The sequence below is a fragment of the Pseudovibrio denitrificans JCM 12308 genome, from assembly GCF_001310815.1.
Lineage (GTDB): Bacteria > Pseudomonadota > Alphaproteobacteria > Rhizobiales > Stappiaceae > Pseudovibrio > Pseudovibrio denitrificans.
The window spans coordinates 1-17502 of the sequence record NZ_BAZK01000032.1; the positions used below are offsets into that span (position 1 = coordinate 1).

12 protein-coding genes and 1 pseudogene are annotated in these 17502 nt (G+C 51.9%); 9 read left to right on the plus strand and 4 right to left on the minus strand.

Annotated elements, in window-relative coordinates; all coding sequences use genetic code 11:
- Window positions 1-1518: pseudogene (locus JCM12308_RS25340) on the minus strand (beta strand repeat-containing protein); the annotation flags it as partial.
- A gap of 305 nt (window positions 1519-1823) precedes the next feature.
- Between JCM12308_RS25340 and JCM12308_RS25345 the strand changes: the two are divergent.
- The gene (locus JCM12308_RS25345; RefSeq protein ID WP_054785505.1) at window positions 1824-3251 is read left to right on the plus strand and encodes a TolC family outer membrane protein; all 1428 of its coding nucleotides are present in this window, start codon (window positions 1824-1826) and stop codon (window positions 3249-3251) included.
- Window positions 3252-3262: 11 nt separating this feature from the next.
- Complete coding sequence (locus JCM12308_RS25350) at window positions 3263-3661, plus strand: hypothetical protein (RefSeq protein ID WP_054785506.1); 399 nt, start codon at window positions 3263-3265, stop codon at window positions 3659-3661.
- A 9-nt stretch (window positions 3662-3670) separates the two neighbouring features.
- Here the strand turns inward: JCM12308_RS25350 and JCM12308_RS25355 are convergent, their stop codons facing one another.
- The gene (locus JCM12308_RS25355) at window positions 3671-5998 is read right to left on the minus strand and encodes a type I secretion system permease/ATPase (protein ID WP_054785507.1); all 2328 of its coding nucleotides are present in this window, start codon (window positions 5996-5998) and stop codon (window positions 3671-3673) included.
- A gap of 159 nt (window positions 5999-6157) precedes the next feature.
- Between JCM12308_RS25355 and JCM12308_RS25360 the strand changes: the two genes are divergently transcribed.
- Both JCM12308_RS25360 and JCM12308_RS25365 read left to right on the plus strand, forming a co-directional pair.
- On the plus strand, window positions 6158-7513 hold the full coding sequence (locus tag JCM12308_RS25360; protein ID WP_208609009.1) for an HlyD family type I secretion periplasmic adaptor subunit: 1356 nt from the start codon (window positions 6158-6160) through the stop codon (window positions 7511-7513).
- A gap of 6 nt (window positions 7514-7519) precedes the next feature.
- Entirely contained in the window at window positions 7520-8398 is an 879-nt protein-coding gene (locus JCM12308_RS25365; RefSeq protein WP_208978939.1) for a transglutaminase-like cysteine peptidase, read from the plus strand.
- On the opposite strand, the gene lhpI is transcribed toward JCM12308_RS25365, so the two are convergent.
- Entirely contained in the window at window positions 8375-9331 is a 957-nt protein-coding gene (gene lhpI / locus JCM12308_RS25370; RefSeq protein ID WP_054785509.1) for a bifunctional Delta(1)-pyrroline-2-carboxylate/Delta(1)-piperideine-2-carboxylate reductase, read from the minus strand. The two genes, JCM12308_RS25365 and lhpI, sit on opposite strands and share 24 nt — an antisense overlap.
- 145 nt (window positions 9332-9476) lie before the next feature.
- The gene (locus tag JCM12308_RS25375; RefSeq protein WP_054785510.1) at window positions 9477-10625 is read right to left on the minus strand and encodes an iron-containing alcohol dehydrogenase; all 1149 of its coding nucleotides are present in this window, start codon (window positions 10623-10625) and stop codon (window positions 9477-9479) included.
- Between the two features lie 687 nt (window positions 10626-11312).
- Here JCM12308_RS25375 and JCM12308_RS25380 point away from each other — a divergent pair.
- From JCM12308_RS25380 to JCM12308_RS25400, 5 genes are all read left to right on the plus strand, one after another.
- On the plus strand, window positions 11313-11573 hold the full coding sequence (locus JCM12308_RS25380; RefSeq protein ID WP_008546250.1) for a DUF4212 domain-containing protein: 261 nt from the start codon (window positions 11313-11315) through the stop codon (window positions 11571-11573).
- A 12-nt stretch (window positions 11574-11585) separates the two neighbouring features.
- Window positions 11586-13373 carry a sodium:solute symporter family protein gene (locus JCM12308_RS25385; RefSeq protein WP_054785511.1) on the plus strand — a complete coding sequence of 596 codons (1788 nt, stop codon included), beginning with the start codon at window positions 11586-11588 and terminating at the stop codon, window positions 13371-13373.
- A gap of 106 nt (window positions 13374-13479) precedes the next feature.
- Window positions 13480-15309, plus strand: coding sequence for a DUF294 nucleotidyltransferase-like domain-containing protein (locus JCM12308_RS25390; protein WP_054785512.1), 1830 nt, complete (start codon window positions 13480-13482; stop codon window positions 15307-15309).
- A gap of 60 nt (window positions 15310-15369) precedes the next feature.
- The gene (locus JCM12308_RS25395) at window positions 15370-15891 is read left to right on the plus strand and encodes a hypothetical protein (protein WP_054785513.1); all 522 of its coding nucleotides are present in this window, start codon (window positions 15370-15372) and stop codon (window positions 15889-15891) included.
- Window positions 15891-17306 (plus strand): 3'-5' exonuclease, encoded by a 1416-nt coding sequence (locus JCM12308_RS25400; protein ID WP_054785514.1) that lies wholly within the window; start codon window positions 15891-15893, stop codon window positions 17304-17306. Before JCM12308_RS25395 ends, JCM12308_RS25400 begins: the two co-directional genes overlap by 1 nt.
- The last annotated feature ends 196 nt before the right edge of the window (window positions 17307-17502 follow it).

A 17502-nucleotide genomic window follows, 5' to 3' on the forward strand; every position in this document is an offset into this window, starting at 1 on the left:
ATCCTGATCCTGCGTTGTATCAAGGGCTGCTTCGTTAACTGTGAGGATCAGATCGACGGCTTCACCGGGGAGATTGTCTGGCGGTGTTGGCGATGTACCGTCAGTGATTGTGATGGTCTGGGTGTCTGTTGTTGTATCTCCATCCGCATCCGTTGCGGTGATGGTGAAGCTTTGCTCTTGCGGATCGTCATTATCCAGATTGGTTGCTGCTTCAAAGGCGTAGGTGCCGTCTGGATTGACGGTTAGGATGCCCTTCGGCAGCGTGAAGGTGGCGGATGTGTTGCCGGACAAAGCGATTGTCTGGTTCGCTTCGCCGGGCACTGACACGGTAATATGCGTGACGCCATCTGCTCCCGGGTTGAGAGACCATGTGCTTGTGAGGGTGTCGCCTTCAGCCACATGAGCCGGGTTATCGGTGATATCGATGAGTGGCTCATCGTCGACGATGTTTATGGTGATGTCGCCGGTTGCCTGATTGCCTTCCTCGTTCGTAACACGAACTTTTAACATGTCTTGTTGAGCGTTGTTGCTGTGATCACCTGCTGCATCGAGGGTGTACGTCCAGCTGTAGGTTCCGTTTGGATGAGTTGCGATGGTGTAGGTGCCATGAGGCGTGGTGATTTGTCCGCCATTGGTTACATCAATCCAAACATCTTGTGTCGGATCACAGACTTCGAGAGTCTGAAGAGGCGATGATCCGCTTTGGATGTTCATGGGGCCTGCTGTTTGCGTCACAGCCTGACCAGCATTGCTGCCAGATGCCAAGCCTGCCTCATACACATCGTCGGTGTTGCCTTCGAAGAAAGCGGGGCGCACTGTTGGATCAGATGGATCTGCGCTGGAGATGATTGGTTCGTTGCTTTCAAAGGCTCCATCCCCGAAGTCTCTTTCCAGAAACTCCTCGCTGCGCTCTGAAGGGAGCAGGAGCGGAGTGATTGGAAAGGAAGGCTGAACGGCGATCGGAATGGGCTCAAAATCATTACCGCTTCCGGTCAGGTCCTCATTTGCTGGTAATGGAGACTGTGGCTCGTTGTTGCCACTGGAGGGTTCTGACCCACTTGAAGGGCCCGATGAGGCCTCCGGACCTGCACTTGGTTCTGCGTTTCTTGCAGCGGCAAACGCTGTTTGAATCTCCTGTGCAGTTAGGATCTGATTTTCAATTTCAATGGATGGGGGATTTTCGCTGTGTCCCTGGATGATCAGCAGTGTACCATCAGCAAGTGTGATCTGGGTGGTGTTATTGGCTGTCTGGATGCCTGCGAGCTCCAAGCCTGATGGAAGCAGCAAAATCTCTCTGACCGGGTCCCATTCCACCTCATTCAGCAGCAGGTTTATGCCGCGTGGTGGGGCATCCGGCTGGTTCTCCAGATCGGTTGCAATATCTGGTGGAAGTTCAATGATGAGGCGGCTTTGAGAGGGAGCGGATGGGCCCTCATTAGGTTGCAGCTCAACAACTTGTTCTGAGGAAGTGTCCTGGACTGAAAGGGCTTGTGTTTCATCAGCTCTGATCGTCGGCATGCAGGTCTTCCTTTGCAAACAGAAACAAGACGTTGACGGGCATTCTCCGAGGAGGAAAATGTTGCAAGGATGAAATTGTGTTGCCGAATTCTAAATCAAATAGGGTTCAAATTTATATATACATTATGCAATACGTATAAATGACATGTATTCGTGCTCTGATTTATGAAGTGCTATTGTTATTAATTTTTGAGCTATCGATATTTATTACACTTAATTGGTTGAGGAATGACATTATATTAAAATAAAGTAAATTAAAGCTTCAGTTGCCCGGTTGTCTTAAGTATTGCGTAGAGGGCGTGTGTATGAAGTTGTTTGCGCCTTTTTTCCTTGGCGTTGCTGCAGTTGGCCTGTTGAGCGGAGCAGGTCACGCGATGTCTCTCAGAGACGCAGTGAATCTGACCGTTTACAGCAATCCCGAAATTGGTGAAGCAGTGTTTGATCGCAATGCGATCGGCTTTGAGCTGAAGCAGGCCAAAGGTGAATGGCTGCCGCGTCTTGATCTGGAGTTTCGTGGAGGTGCGGAGTGGGCGGACCGAAGCTTTACTCGCCAACGCGATCAGTTCTTCTATGGTCCTTATGAAGTTCGCGCAACAGGTCGGCAAAAGCTATTTGACGGCTTTGCGACGACCTATGAGATTGAACGTCAACGGGCGCGACTGGATGCGACTTCCTTCCGTGTATGGGAGCGCTCTGAGTTCATTGGCTTGAGTGCTGTGCGGGCTTATGTAGAGGTCTCCCGCCTTTCTGAGGTCAAGCAGGCGGCGCGGCGTAACATTGCCTATCACAGCAAGGTTGCTTCGGATATGCGTGCCGGCTTATCGCGCGGTGTTGTGTCGGTGGCTGATGTTCAGCAGGCCAGCGAGAGAGTGTTTGCTGCAACGCTGGCATTGGAAGAAGTCGTTGAAGAGCTGGAACTGGCCGAGGCGACGTTTATTGAGGTGGTTGGCAAACCAGTGGGGCGCTTGGGGGGCGTGCCAAGTGTGACGCACCGCATTCCGGGCACGCTTCCAGCAGTCCTGAATGTGGCGCGGCGCAACAACCCGCTGATTGCCTTGCGCAAAGCGGATGTAGATGCTGCAAACGCTCAGATTAAGATTGCGGAGGCGGATTACTATCCTAGATTTGATCTGGAACTGTCGTCTCGCGTGGGAGAGAACCTCAACGGTTTTCCCGGTGTGAACAATCAAGCGACCGCGCTGGTCGTGATGCGTTGGAATCTGTTTAACGGCAACATCACAAAGAACCGGCGCGCAGAACAGGTGGAACGTGCTGGAGAGGCGCGCATGCGGACGGCGCGTGCGTATCGTGAAGTGGAACGGGAGACACGCGCTTCTTGGATCCGGCGGGTGGAGCTTTCCAAACAGCTGGCAATCATCAAAAAACAGCTGTCAGCTTCACAGCAGCTGCTGATTTCCTATGAGGGACAGTTCACAGTTGGTCAGCGCACTCTGCTGGATGTTCTGGATACGCAGAACACGGTGTTCTTCACCGAAGTTTCTGAGATTTCTGCGCGGTATGCGCAGACCTTTGCGAATTACCGACTGCTTGCGGCTATGGGCGGGTTGCTGGAGACGTTTGACGTTCAGCCTCCGGCACAGGCTGAAGCTGGCTATCGTAAAGTGCGGGATGATGAAGAGACAAAGAGTTGGTTGCCGGGTAAAGCCTTGCCGGGTGTCACCGCTCAATGGGTGCGAGGTACGCCTGTTGCTATGCCTAAGCCAAAACAGTGAGGGAGGGGATTATGGACATGCATAAGCTGTTAAAGCTGGCGAGTGGCCCCGCGCTCTTGTTTTGGGGCACAGCGGCTTCGCTCAGCATTTGGGCGAGTGAAGCGACAAGTGCGGACCTTTCAGTAGCGACCTCTGACTATTATCGTGGTGGCGTTTGCTATAACTTCAATTTGCAGCATCCTGAGGAGCTGCACAATGAGATCTCCATTCGGGTGCGTGATTACTTTGAGGAGGCAAACACAATCGTTGTGGCCGCTCAGCAGGCCACCATTGTGCAACTGCGGTTTGACTGGGCCTTAGAAACGCGGGATTGGTGCGGCGTCGCCATTGGATACATGAAAGAGGCGGTTTGGGATGATGAGGCCGTCAATCGCTGCCTTTGCTTTCATGAGTACATGAGAGAGTACTAAGCCGTTTGGTCATCCATTTCCCTTTGAGAGGATATGGATGACCTTTTCTTTTGGTCCATCTGCCAGAATGCGGCCTTTATCCAGTATGATCAGTCTGTCGACCAGTGAGAGTGGTGCGGTTCGGTGTGTCGCGATTATCAGTGTTTGTTCTGGTTTTATGGCAGATGACAGCGCGTTGATAAACTGCCGCTCTGTTTGCCCGTCCATCATGCCAGTCGGTTCATCCAAATAAAGCACCTTTGGATTGCCCATAAACGCTCTTGCAAGGATCAGCTTTTGTCTCTGTCCCGAAGATAAGTCTCTGCCACCTTCTACAATTAATCTGGCGAAGCCGTGGGGGTGTGCATCGATGAACTCTAAAGCGCCGGAATGCTCGCAGGCTTTGACCAGATCAGCATCAGAGGATTTCGGACGTCCCAACTTGATGTTGTCTCTGATTGAGCCAGAAAAGAGGCTGGCATCCTGTCCAATATAGCTAATGGACCTTCTTAGTTCAGTGGGAGCGAACTGTTGATGATCCAGATTGTCGACGGAGTAATTGCCTGCTTCTGGCGCATAAAGACCGCTCAGGAGGCGGCCCAGTGTCGATTTTCCGGAACCGACGGGACCGAGGATCGCGATACGTTCGCCTGCCTTGATTGAAAGATTGAGATTTCTGAGAGACGGCTCTTCCGACTGAGGGTATGTGAAGCTTAGGTTCTTCAGAGTAAGCTGGCCTTCATCAATAGTCTTGGTCAGATGTCGGGAAGCCCAGGGCTTTTCTCTTGGCAACTGATTGATGGCATCAAGGCGTTTGTATGCGGCTTTGACTTGCTGGAAACGAGCAAGGAAGCTGGAAAGCGTAGCGAGCGGAGCAACGGCTCTGCCGCCCAGAATAACGCAAGCCACAATGCCACCCATGGAAATGAGCTTTTCTGAGAAGAGATAGGCTCCTGTCACCAATAGAGCGACGGTGGTGAGCTGTTGCAGGAAACCTGTCAGATTCAATGCCCACGTGGAGAGGGATCTGACCTTATTTTGGGCTGCAGCAGCTGCTGCGCTGGCACTTTCCCATTTGCCCAGCAGTTGTCCCTCGGCTCGCTGGAGTTTAATTGTCTCCAGTCCATAGAGGCTTTCAACCAATAAGGCGTTTCGGAGTGTGGCATCTGCGACAGTGGTTTCAACGGCTTTCTTAATCGGGAGCTGCATGATCAAACCAATTGCGACAACACCGATTATGGCAGCTACAAGGGGATAAACCATCGGTCCACCGATGTACCAGATTAGCCCGAGGAACATTCCCAGAAAGGCAAGATCCGTAATCGCAGCAATCGTTGCCGATGTCATGAACTCGCGGATGGTCTCAAACTCGCGCATTTCGTTCAAAAAGCCAGCTGTGCTGCTGGGTCTGTGAGACATCTTCAGGTGCAAGGCCTGATCGAACAGTCGGGACGAGATGATCAGATCAGCGCGTTTGCCGGCAAAGAAAATGAGGGATGCGCGTAATGTCTTCAAAAGCAGGTCAAAGAGCAAAGCGCCGGTGACACCGAGCGTAAGCACCCAGAGTGTAGGGAATGCCGAGTTGGGCAACACGCGATCGTAGACGTTCATTGTGAACAGAGGTGAGGCCAAAGCCAGTAAATTGATGAAGGCTGCAGCGAGTGCGACAAAGACATAATCACGTGCAACCGCTTTGATGCCGCCAAAGAACCAGTGAGACTGTTCCTGATCCTTTACTTCTTCTTCAGTGCGTTCCGGTTTGTAAAAGGGCTTGGCGACAATCACAGTTCCGCTGCAAAGAGCCTGAAGTTCTTCCAGTTTCGCAAGAACTGCTCCACCGTCTGCATGGGGTAAAGCGACGGCATAGGAGTGCTCATCGTACTTTTCCAGAACCACCAGCGCTCCGCCAGATTTCAGCATGAGTACAGCAGGGAACAAGAGAGAAGACAGGTCGGTGATCTTTTGATGGAATGCCTTCGTAGAGAAGCCAGCGCGCTGCAGGGCTCTTTGCAGCAGATCTTCAGTCAGCTTTCCATCTGCCAAGGGAAGTCCCGCGATCAGGTTCTCCGAGTTGGCGGGCATGTTGTGCTGAACAAGCAGGATCTCAAGACATCCTCTGAGAGGATCAATCTCGGTTAAGATATGAGGTTCTGCCGTATCTTCCTTGGGCTGCGTTTTTGGTGACTTCTTTTCTTGGGGCATTTCAATTTCAGGTGCGACTTCCGAAGCATATCCTTCGATCACCAATGCATCATCTTCGTCAGAAGACGCTTTGGGCAAGTCTGGTTTGGCCTCTTTTCCAGAAACCTGCGTCTTTTCTTTTTTGGTTTTGGGCTTGGCCGTTTCTTTCAGTTCCAACCTGCAATTCTCCGCAATAGATCCCCGTAGTATTCAGAAAAAACAAGGAGAGTTACCCTTGGGTAGGATAGCTTGATTCCGGTTGGCTGCGTGCCTCTGGAACTTGTTGGGGAGTTTCTAGGGGGATCATCTTTGCGCCTGTTAAATCTAAAGGAGCTGATGAGAAAGTGGATTGGTAAGGGCTCTGAAACTGCCCAGCTTCCCAAAGGAGCTGCTCAGGTTTCCGCTGGGCTGGAGCATGCTGTGTTTGCCAGAACACGATTGTTGATCCTGCTCATCGGTCTTCTTCTTGTTGCATTTGTTGTTTGGGCCAGTTGGGCTCAACTGGAGGAAGTGACACGTAGTGACGGACGGATCATTCCCTCGGCAAAGATACAGGTGATCCAAAGCCTTGAGGGGGGGATCGTTAAGGAGGTGCTGGTTAAGACCGGAGATCTTGTCAGTAAAGGGGATGTGTTGATCCGGTTGGATGATACTGGCTTTTCATCCAATCTCGGAGAACTTGTCGCCAAGCAACTTGCTTTGGAGATCGCGCGGGAGCGGCTGGAGTTCCAATCGGTCTGGCCACAACGGGGCGAGGAGCTGTCTTATACTGACCACTATCAGGAGAAAGCCCCTCAGATTGTCGCCTCAGAGCTTTCTCTGTTTCAGGCGAATATAGAAGGGCTGAAAGGGCAGGTCGCCATCAATCGGTCTCGTGTTGCGCAGCGTATGGCAGAGCTGGAAGCCTCTGAGAACCAGAAGCGTAAACTGATGGAATTGCTGCGTCTTGCGAACGAAGAACGTGAGTTGAAAGCGCCCCTTGCTGAAAAGCAGATCATCCCGCGCACTGATATGCTCAAGTTGCAGCGAGAAATTGGGGATCTGGAAGGGCAAATCAATACGCTTCAGGTAACTGAGGGTCGGCTGCAAGCTGCCGTTGATGAGGCCGAACAGGAGATTGAGAGCCTTTACATCAAGTTCCGTCAAGCTGCCCGAGCTGAGATGAGTGAGGTACAGGCACAGCTGGATATCATTACCGAAACCTCAAAAGGGGCTGGCGACAAGGTTAAGCGGGCTGAAATTCGCGCTCCTATGGATGGCATTGTGAATACAATTGATGTGAGCACGATTGGCGGCGTTGCATCACCATCGCAGCAGTTGATGACCATCGTGCCCGTTGAAGATATTCTGCTCGTGGAAGCCAAAGTTAAGCCGCAGGATATTGCCTTTATCCATCAGGGCCAGCAGGCACTTGTAAAATTGAGTGCCTATGATTTTTCCATCTACGGTGGGCTTGATGGAGAAGTTGAGGGAATTTCTGCAGATACTGTTTACGATGAAGTGACCCATGAGCAGTTTTACTCCGTAATTATCAAAACCAAGCAAACAGAGTTAGAAAGTCGCAACAAGAGTCTTCCCATCCTGCCGGGGATGGTCGCCTCCGTCGATATTCTCACCGGAGAGAAGAGTGTGCTTTCTTACATTCTTAAGCCGGTTAATCGTGCACGTGAGGAGGCGCTAAGAGAACGGTAATGCGTTATGGCTCTTCCGGAATACCGGGGCAAACATCGTAGAAAACGCGGTTTGCTGCGACGAAGCTTTATAGGGATGGTGGTGAAAGCCGCCTTTCTTTCCGGAATTGTGTCCAGCATCTCCAGAGGGCAGGCGCATACTGTAAAGCTCGACTATCCCAGCAAAATACGCCGTCGCCGTCTGTTTTCGTTTATCCGCTTCACCAATCCAGCAAACCGAAAGTCACAAGAGAGCTTTGGGTTGTTTGGATCTGTCGAGATTTCTGGTGGAGACAGTCGGGCTTTCAAGAAGTGGGAGGCTGTGCTGCCGGAATGCGATCAGCAGCTGGCTTCGCTGAAAGAGTGCATTGCTGGTAATGTGCGCTGTGCTGGCTCGGTTGACTATTGGTCGCGTATTATTCGTGGGGTAGGGCAGACGCAGTCGGTGCGCCAGCTTTCCTTGCTCAACTCCTACATCAATGAAAGTGCGGGTTACGACCCGCAAGCTGTCGCCGCTGGGCATGCGGACGTCTGGCGTGCCCCGTTGCAGTTTCTTGGGTATCGGGGGGATTGCGAAGATTATGCGATCGCCAAGTACTTCAGCCTGCTTGCGCTGGGCTATGCGGAAGCGGATCTACGCTTTATAGTGGTAAAAGACAGTCGCAGGCAGGTTATCCATGCTGTGACTTCAGTACAGTTTCAGGGCAAGCGGTATGTGCTCGACAGTCTGCGTCCGGTGGCTACAAAAGAAGTTGACCTTCTCCATTACCAGCCCTTGGTCTCCATGCAACGTGATGCACACTTTACTCACTTCAGAACTGCTGAGATGCGGCAAAGGTTCTGGCTCAGCACCGTAATGGATAGTTGTGCTGAGCCGTTGCATTTAGGCGCTTTGCAGTTCCTTTGAGTTTTCGTAGGCGAGAATCGCGCCTGCCAGATCTTCCAGAGCAGCCCCGACGGACTTGAAGAAGGTAATCTCTAGATTACTTGTTCTGCCCGGATTTTCGCCTCGGGTCAGGTCGTATAGATCTGCAACTACGTCCTCAGGTTTCAGAGTGCCGTTTGCGAGCGGAATGGTCAGATCACCTGCTTCTTTCATGGCGCCTGCGCGTGTATCGACAAACACTCTGGAACGGGTGATCGCTGTGTCATCTGCTTCGCGCATATTCGGGGTGAAACCGCCGACGAGATCAAGATGACATCCTTCTGGCAACCATTCGCCTTTGACTAACGGTGCATTGGAGAGTGTTGCCACTGAAATGATGTCTGCTTGCCCAACGGCCTTTTGCAGTGACTGTTCGGCAATCACGTTGAGGCCGAGCGTTGCACTCAAATCTTGTGCATTTTGCTGTGCCTTTTCGAAGTTTCTGCCCCAGAGGTAGATGGTTTCGATCTGTCTGGTTGCACAATGCGCTTCGATGAGGTTGGCGGACAGACGACCGGTTCCGACCATGGTCAGTGTCTTTGCATCTTTGCGTGCGAGGTAATCTGCAGCCAGAGCTGAGGCAGCTGCGGTGCGGCGGGCTGTCAGTTCTCCTCCGTCAACCAAGGCAAGCGGAGCACCTGTTGTTCCATCAGATAACAGATAGGTAGCTGAAACTGCAGGAATGCCCAAGTCTGCGTTGCTTGGGAAAACGCTTGCCAGCTTCACGCCGAAATAGGCACCTGATTGCCAGGCTGGCATAAGAAGGAGTGTGGCGTCTGCTTTGTCTGGTACACCCATTGTGTGATGGTGCCGAACCGGCATTTCACAGCCTTCCCTGAACATGGTTCTCAAGGCTTCCACCAGTGGCTGGAAGGGCAGGGCGTTTTTTGTTTGAGTGTCGGACAGCTGCAACATCCCCGTTGCTCCCTCATATTCTGCGAAGAGTACTCTGATATCTCACAGGATTACTGGCGAAGGGCTGGGTTTGTCACTTGAGATTTCGTAGAGGACGAGAGGTACCCACAAAAAAGCCCGCCGATTGATCGGCGGGCTGATCAGCTTACCGTGCTGCGTACACGATTTCTTTGATCACGTCAGGGGTGATCTTGCCGTGCTCACCAATGGCCTGCAAGAAGTCTCGTCCCTCAATAATCTGCATCAGCGTGTCGATGTCGTTCTGCTCCGTGATTTTTGCATCAGAGAGGCGGATTGGCATTGCTAGTTCCTGATAAAAATCTTCGATGGCATCGATTGTCTTTTCTGCTAGATCAGCAGTTTTCGGCAAGGCAAAGACCTTGGTGCCCATCTGCTCCAGTTTTTCCCGCTTCAACTCAATCTGGCTACGCAGAAGGCTCGGCTGGATAATGGAGAGTGTCTGAGCATGGTCGATCCCGTAAATTGCGGTCAACTCGTGACCGATCTGGTGAGTTGCCCAGTCTTGCGGTACGCCGCAGGATATCAATCCATTTAGCCCCTGATTTGCTGCATACATCAGATTTGCGCGCCACTCGTCAGTGTCTCGCTCAGAGTATGTCTGACCCAGCTGAATGAGCGTACGCAGGAGTGCCTCCGCGTAACCATCCTGAACCAGTGCGCCTGTCGGGAAGGTCAGATACTGCTCGCATACATGAACGAAGGCATCGACCAAGCCATTCTTAATCTGGCGCTCAGGTAGCGTTTTCATCGTGTCCGGATCCAGAACTGAGAAAACCGGATAGACATGCGGTGAGCCAAAAGCCAGCTTTTCACCAGTAGACTTGCGCGTGATGACGGAGTTGCCGTTGGACTCAGAACCGGTTGCTGGCAATGTCAACACAGACGCCAATGGAGTGGCTTTTTGAATGCGGTGTTTGCCGCTTGGGATATCCCAATGGTCACCATCATAATGAGCAGCTGCAGCAACGAACTTACACCCGTCAACGACAGACCCGCCCCCAACAGCGAGAATGAAGTTGAGGTCGTGTTCCTTTACTAGATCAACAGCCTTTTCCAGCGTCTCAAAATGCGGGTTTGGTTCAATGCCGGAGAACTCCACCACAGTGAAGCCTTCCAGTGCGCTCATCACCTGATCGTGGACGCCATTGGCTTTGATGGATCCACCACCATACGCAAACAGCACACGGCTACCTGCTGGGATCTGGTCGCGAATTTCAGAGATTTGTCCCTGACCAAACAGCAGCTTGGTCGGGTTTTGATAATTAAATTTCATTTGATTGCCCGGACAATTAAATTGTGCAGCCTGAATTTAATGCACATTTCCCGAGTTTGAAGAGCTGAAGTGAAGCTAATTCACTTAAATGGATGATTGGGTGAGGATGTGTACTTTCTTTCTTAAGCAAGTTTCTAGGGCATTTGAGGGTTGGTTTGCAGAAGTTTCTCTCAAAAAATTGGATCTATTCCAAGACAGCATGAACGTATGATTTGGGTTGCGTGTTGCTAACTACACGCTTCTGCCTGCTGTAAGTATCTTCAAGTTCTTTCGATCTAATACATAAGTCTTCTCTACGTAAGTAGCCTTGTAAGAGGTTGCCTGTAGGGAACACACTGGGTGTTGAAGGTGGTTTGTTTGGGGAGCGTGAGGGTCTTAAGGGATCTCAATCTGTACCTGTAGGATTTGGTGAAAACGCCTTTGCTCAGATGATAACAACTGAAGCAAAGGGTTGGCTGGGGCAACTGGATTGCGAAGTGGGTGCGTACGTAATCTGAAATCCGGCTTACTGGCAGGTTTAGTGCCTGTGCTGCAGTGAGAGTTGAACTCTAAGAAAGATCCAAAGCTTATCTCCAGTTCTGCTGATCGGTGGGAGGAACCGGTCGTTTCGGCAGGGCCACTTTGTGATTTGGGGGGCGGAAATGCCGTCCGGTCGAAAGTCATCCGGACCCGAACGGGAGGAGATTTATGTCCGAGAACTCATCCAACAATGCTTATTGGGCAGCCAATAAGCGCATCATTATGGTCAGCCTCGTCATTTGGGCGGTGGTTTCATTTGGGTTTGGCATTTTGCTGCGCCCGTTGCTGAGCGGCATCGCTATTGGTGGAACAGACCTTGGCTTCTGGTTTGCACAACAAGGATCCATTCTGGTCTTTTTGGGAATCATCTTTTTCTACGCGTGGCGTATGAACCGTCTCGACCGTGAACACGGCGTTGAAGAAGAGTAAGGGCTGTAAATCATGGATCAGTTTACTATCAACCTGTTCTTTGTAGGCAGCTCCTTTGCGCTCTACATTGGCATCGCGATCTGGGCTCGTGCGGGCTCAACCTCTGACTTTTATGCCGCTGGTCGGGGTGTGCACCCTGTCACCAACGGTATGGCAACAGCTGCTGACTGGATGTCTGCAGCGTCTTTCATTTCCATGGCGGGTCTCATTGCGTTTACTGGCTATGACAACTCATCGTTCTTGATGGGATGGACCGGTGGTTACGTGCTGTTGGCACTGCTTCTCGCACCTTACCTGCGTAAGTTCGGAAAGTTCACCGTTTCTGAGTTCATCGGAGATCGCTTCTACAGCCAGACCGCCCGCATCGTGGCCGTTGTTTGTCTGATTGTCGCTTCAACCACCTATGTGATCGGTCAGATGACCGGTGTTGGTGTTGCGTTTGGTCGCTTCCTTGAAGTAGACAACACAACCGGTCTGTTGATCGGCGCATGTGTGGTGTTTGCCTACGCAGTGTTTGGTGGCATGAAGGGCGTGACCTACACACAGGTGGCTCAGTACGTGGTGCTCATCACCGCTTACACTATTCCAGCTGTCTTCATCTCATTACAGTTGACTGGCAACCCAATCCCAGGTCTTGGCCTGTTCGGTAATGACGCTGCAAGCGGCGTTCCACTGCTGACCAAGTTGGATCAGGTTGTGACTGAGCTTGGCTTTAATGCTTACACCTCGCATCACGCTGACACGTTCAACATGGTGCTGTTCACGCTGTCTCTGATGATCGGTACAGCTGGTCTTCCACACGTGATCATGCGCTTCTTCACCGTGCCGAAAGTGGCTGATGCGCGTTGGTCTGCTGGTTGGGCACTGGTGTTCATTGCACTGCTTTACATCACAGCACCAGCTGTGGGTGCGATGGCTCGCCTGAACATCACTGAAATGATGTGGCCAAACGGCGGCGTGAAAGGCGAAGCAGTTGCTGTCGAGCAGATCCAGAATGATCCGAAGTACGACTGGATGCACACCTGGCAGAAGACTGGTCTTCTCGCTTGGGATGATAAGAACGGCGACGGCAAAATCCAGTACTACAACGACAAGAATGCAGACATGCAGACCCTTGCCGGAGAAAAAGGCTGGGTTGGCAATGAGTTGACTAAGTTCAACCGCGACATCCTCGTGCTGGCGAATCCGGAAATCGCCAACCTACCAGGTTGGGTGATTGGTCTGGTGGCTGCCGGTGGTTTGGCTGCTGCGCTCTCAACGGCAGCAGGATTGTTGCTCGCGATCTCCTCAGCAGTCAGTCATGACCTCATTAAAGGGGCGATCAATCCGTCTATTTCGGAAAAGAACGAGTTGATGTCGGCCCGTGTGGCGATGGCTGTCGCGATTGTTGTGGCAACTTATCTGGGGCTTAATCCTCCGGGCTTTGCGGCACAAACAGTGGCATTGGCCTTTGGTCTTGCTGCGGCTTCGATCTTCCCGGCGCTGATGATGGGTATCTTCTCAACCCGCATCAACAACACCGGCGCTGTTGCTGGTATGCTGGCTGGTCTGGTTGTGACACTGGTTTACATCTTCCTGCATAAAGGTTGGTTCTTCATTCCAGATACAAACAGCTTCACCGATGCGGATCCACTTCTGGGTACCATCAAGTCAACGTCCTTCGGTGCAATTGGTGCAGCGGTGAACTTTGCAGTCGCTTACATCGTGGCTGGTATGACCAAAGAAACACCGGAAGCGATCAAAGATCTGGTCGAAAGCGTTCGTATCCCACGTGGTGCTGGCGCAGCTGCAGACCACTAAGTTCAGGGAGCGGCTTACATAAAATCTGTAAGCCGCACTCTACAAAATCAATCCTGCCCGGCTTAGGCTGGGCAAGATCTTACTTCTTCTACCCAAAGGTGGAATCATGCCTCTCACATCTGCGCAAATCCTGCACTTCCTGAAATCTGTGCATCCTTATGATGCTCTTCCAGAGGCGGATCAGAAGGACTTGGCCGGGCAGATCGGCGTCTGGGAAAAAGCGTCAGGTGAAGGCATTTACCAGCTCGGCGATGACCTGCCGGGCCTCTTTCTGATTTATGAAGGTGCAGCCGAAATCCGCGACAAGAACAATGCGATGATCAGTCGCCTTGGAATCCGGAACTCTTTTGGCGAGCGTGGGCTTCTCCTTGATGGACGCGCTGTCACATCAGCTTACAGCGCAGAACCGACAATTTTATTGGTGTTTTCACCTGAGATCATCGCTGGCCTGATCGCAAAGTATCAACCTGTTGCTCGTTTTTTTGACAGAACACAGAAGCCGCGAAGCCGAGAGAATGATCTGACGGCTATTCCCATCGAATCCTTCATGGCCTCCAATCCACTGACCTGCCGCCCTGAAGATACGGTGAAGCAAGCTGCGCAGCAGATGCGCGATGCGCGTGTTTCATCCCTGTGCGTGACAGATGATGAAGGCAGGCTGATTGGGATCATCACGGTACGCGATTTATCTTTTAAAGTGCTGGCATCCGAGCTCCCGGTGGAGACACTGGTTGAAGCTGTGATGACGGCAAACCCAATTACTCTTGGTCCTGCAGCAATCGGATCAGACCTGCTTCACCTCATGATGGAACGCCGCATTGGGCACGTGCCAATCGTCGAAGGTGGACATCTGGTCGGCATGGTGACCCAGACAGACCTGACCCGTTTTCAGGCCATCAGTTCTGCTGAGTTGGTGAGCCAGATTGCAACGGCTAAAGATGCAGAAGAGATTGCTCAGGCGACAGCCAGAATACCAAATCTCCTCGTTCAGTTGGTCGCAGGTGGCAGCCGACATGAGATCGTGACCCGCCTGATTACTGATATAGCAGATGCGGCGACCAGACGTTTATTGTCTTTAGCAGAAAAGAGGTTTGGCCCTCCACCGGTGCCTTATCTGTGGCTTGCCTGTGGCTCTCAGGGGCGCCGGGAGCAGACTGGCGTCAGTGACCAGGACAACTGTTTGATTTTGCATGACAGTGTCACAGAGACTGACCGTGAAGGCTACTTTGCTGAGCTGGCTCAATATGTCTGCGATGGCCTGAACACCAGCGGCTATGTCTATTGTCCAGGTGATATGATGGCAACCAATCCACGATGGACGCAGCCACTTTCGGTTTGGAAATCTTATTTCGAAGGTTGGATCAATAAGCCGGATCCGGAAGCGCAAATGCTGAGTTCGGTAATGTTCGATTTAAGGCCAATTGGTGGAGACACATCACTTTTCGAGAACCTGCAGGCTGAAACTTTGGAAGCTTCCAGCCGTAACTCAATCTTTGTTGCGCACATGGTCAGCAACTCTCTCAAACACACTCCGCCTTTGAGTTTGCTGCGCGGATTGGCAACTATCCGCTCTGGAGAACACAAAAACACGTTGGATATGAAGCACAACGGAGTTGTGCCTGTGGTTGATCTGGCGCGCATATACGCGCTGCAAGGGCAGATTGGTGCCGTTAACACCCGTGCTCGCCTGGAAGAAGCTCGGGAAACTGGCCAACTGAGCAAGTCAGGCGCTGGGGATCTGTTGGATGCTTATGATTTGATTGCAGAAACCCGCATCCAGCATCAGGCAGACTTGGTCAAACAAGGGTCTGAGCCAGACAATTTTTTGCAACCATCTACTCTGTCAGATTTTGAGCGGGCCCATGTACGTGACGCGTTTGTAGTGGTCAAAACCATGCAATCAGCCGTTGGGCATGGCCGCGGTATGCTGAGCTAAATAACAATCATAATGGCTGGATTGAGCGAAGGCTCATGACGGCTGCTTGGGAGGAATAGAATGTTTATCGAATTGATCGGGACCTTTATCGCAGGTGTCGCCGGGGCTGGTCTTGTGATGCTGATCAATCATGTTCTTCGTGGTCGCTTGCCGCGCTGGTTCGCTCCTGTTGCAGCGGGTCTTGCAATGCTTCTAACAACAATCTCAAGCGAGTACAGTTGGTTCTCCCGCACCAAAGACACTCTGCCAGAAGGTCTGGTTGTGGCGCAAACGGTTGAGAGCAAAGCCTTCTATCGACCATGGACGTATGTGCAGCCCTTTACTGAACGATTTGTGGCAATTGATACGGCAACAATTCAGAGGCATCCGGACCAGCCAGACATGAAGTTGGCGCAGGCTTATTTCTTCGGGCGTTGGGCACCAGTGAACAAGCTTCCTGTCCTGACAGACTGCGCGGAAGGTCGGCGGGCAGCTTTGGCAGATGGCATTACCTTCAAAAAAAACGGTGCGGTGACGGGTGCGCAATGGATTGCAGCGTCCAAAGATGACCCGATCATCTCAACAATATGCGGAGCAGGATAATGCTTGTAGGGCTCAGTCTACGACTTCGGATTTTTCTTCTGTTTGCAGGCGTTGCCGCAGCCAGTTGTGCCGTCGTCGGGGCTGCGCTCTATTTCGGATACACCCGTATCCCTGAAACCAATGCTGCCTCCGGGTTTATTCTCGCCGGGTTGCTTTCCAGTTTTGGACTGCTTGCCATCTCTGTCAGCATCTGGCTGCTATTTGATGAAAACGTCGCTAAACCAGTGCAACAGCTTTCCGCAGCGATCCGCACAAGAACGCACGCAGATGTGGAAGCATCAATTGACTTACAAAGTGCAAAGTATTTGGGCGACCTTGCACCGGCTGCACAGGCTGTAACAGGGCGATTGACTGACGAAGCCGCCGGTGTGGGTGATCTGGTCGCCGATGCAACAGCGCAGTTAGCTGCCGAACGCGAACAGCTTGCCTTGCTTCTTACTGAAATTCCCGTTGCCATCGTTCTTGTCAGCCCAGCTCACAAGATCATGCTTTATGATGGACAAGCAGCAGATATCCTTGGGCAGGTCCACGTTCCACGTCTGAGTGCATCTATCTTTGATTACTTTGCTGAAGACGAGATTCTTGGTGCTTATGAGCAGCTCAAGGAACTGCGCACCGAAATTGCGGTGAAGGCCAAAGGGGCAAGAGGTAATCTCAACTTCCAACTGCGCCTTAAAAAGCTCAGTCAGGCATCGGGCTACATGATCCTGATCGACGATGCCACCGCACGCCTCGCACCCGAAGCTCCACGGCCATTGATCTATGATTTTGACGCCACTCAACATTTTGAGACCGAAAAGGCGATCGAGCAGCAACCTCTGAAAGATCTGAGCTTTGTTGTGTTTGATACTGAAACCACGGGTCTGATGCCGAACAAAGATGAAATCATTCAAATCGGTGCTGTACGGGTTGTTAATGGACGGATAATTCCCGGTGAAACAGTAAATCAACTGGTGAACCCGGGCCGCCCGATCCCAGCCGCCTCCACGGGAGTGCACCGTATCACCGACGATATGGTGGCAGATGCCCCGGATCCTGTGACTGCGACTTCAGATTTTCACGTGTTCGCCAAAGATGCTGTTATCGTTGCCCACAACGCCCCATTCGATATGGCTTTCTTGCAACGCTATGGCCATATGTCTGGTCATGTATGGGATCATCCAATCCTCGATACTGTTCTGCTCTCAGCAGTCGTCTTTGGAGCAGAGCAGGAACACACCCTCGACGCTCTCTGTTCTCGACTTGATATCGAACTCCCTGAAGCCCTCCGCCACACCGCCCTAGGCGACGCCCAAGCCACCGCCGAGGCTCTCTGCAAACTCCTCCCCATCCTGACATCCCGCGGCTTCGACACCTTTGGGAAAGTCGTAGAGCAAACGAGGAAACATGGGCGGTTGTTGAAGGATATGAACTGAGATTCCGGTGTACCCGCTTCAGTTCATTTTACATGAGAGAGCAAGATACGTGGTGTACAAGCTCACGAAGACATCTGCCCATACACTCACGCTTCACTTTGGTAGGTTGAGCGCCTCAGATACGCATTTACGGGTTTAGAGCGAGTTCCGAAAGCTTGATGCAGTGTTTTGTAGCCTTAATGTGTCTTACATAAGA

Coding starts and splice junctions, on each gene's coding strand:
- JCM12308_RS25350 (WP_054785506.1), top strand. CDS start 3,263: ATGGACATGCATAAGCTGTTAAAGCTGGCGAGTGGCCCCGCGCTCTTG.
- JCM12308_RS25395 (WP_054785513.1), top strand. CDS start 15,370: ATGTTTATCGAATTGATCGGGACCTTTATCGCAGGTGTCGCCGGGGCT.
- JCM12308_RS25365 (WP_208978939.1), top strand. CDS start 7,520: ATGGCTCTTCCGGAATACCGGGGCAAACATCGTAGAAAACGCGGTTTG.
- JCM12308_RS25375 (WP_054785510.1), bottom strand. CDS start 10,625: ATGAAATTTAATTATCAAAACCCGACCAAGCTGCTGTTTGGTCAGGGA.
- JCM12308_RS25390 (WP_054785512.1), top strand. CDS start 13,480: ATGCCTCTCACATCTGCGCAAATCCTGCACTTCCTGAAATCTGTGCAT.
- JCM12308_RS25360 (WP_208609009.1), top strand. CDS start 6,158: ATGAGAAAGTGGATTGGTAAGGGCTCTGAAACTGCCCAGCTTCCCAAA.
- JCM12308_RS25345 (WP_054785505.1), top strand. CDS start 1,824: ATGAAGTTGTTTGCGCCTTTTTTCCTTGGCGTTGCTGCAGTTGGCCTG.
- JCM12308_RS25385 (WP_054785511.1), top strand. CDS start 11,586: ATGGATCAGTTTACTATCAACCTGTTCTTTGTAGGCAGCTCCTTTGCG.
- JCM12308_RS25380 (WP_008546250.1), top strand. CDS start 11,313: ATGTCCGAGAACTCATCCAACAATGCTTATTGGGCAGCCAATAAGCGC.
- lhpI (WP_054785509.1), bottom strand. CDS start 9,331: ATGTTGCAGCTGTCCGACACTCAAACAAAAAACGCCCTGCCCTTCCAG.
- JCM12308_RS25400 (WP_054785514.1), top strand. CDS start 15,891: ATGCTTGTAGGGCTCAGTCTACGACTTCGGATTTTTCTTCTGTTTGCA.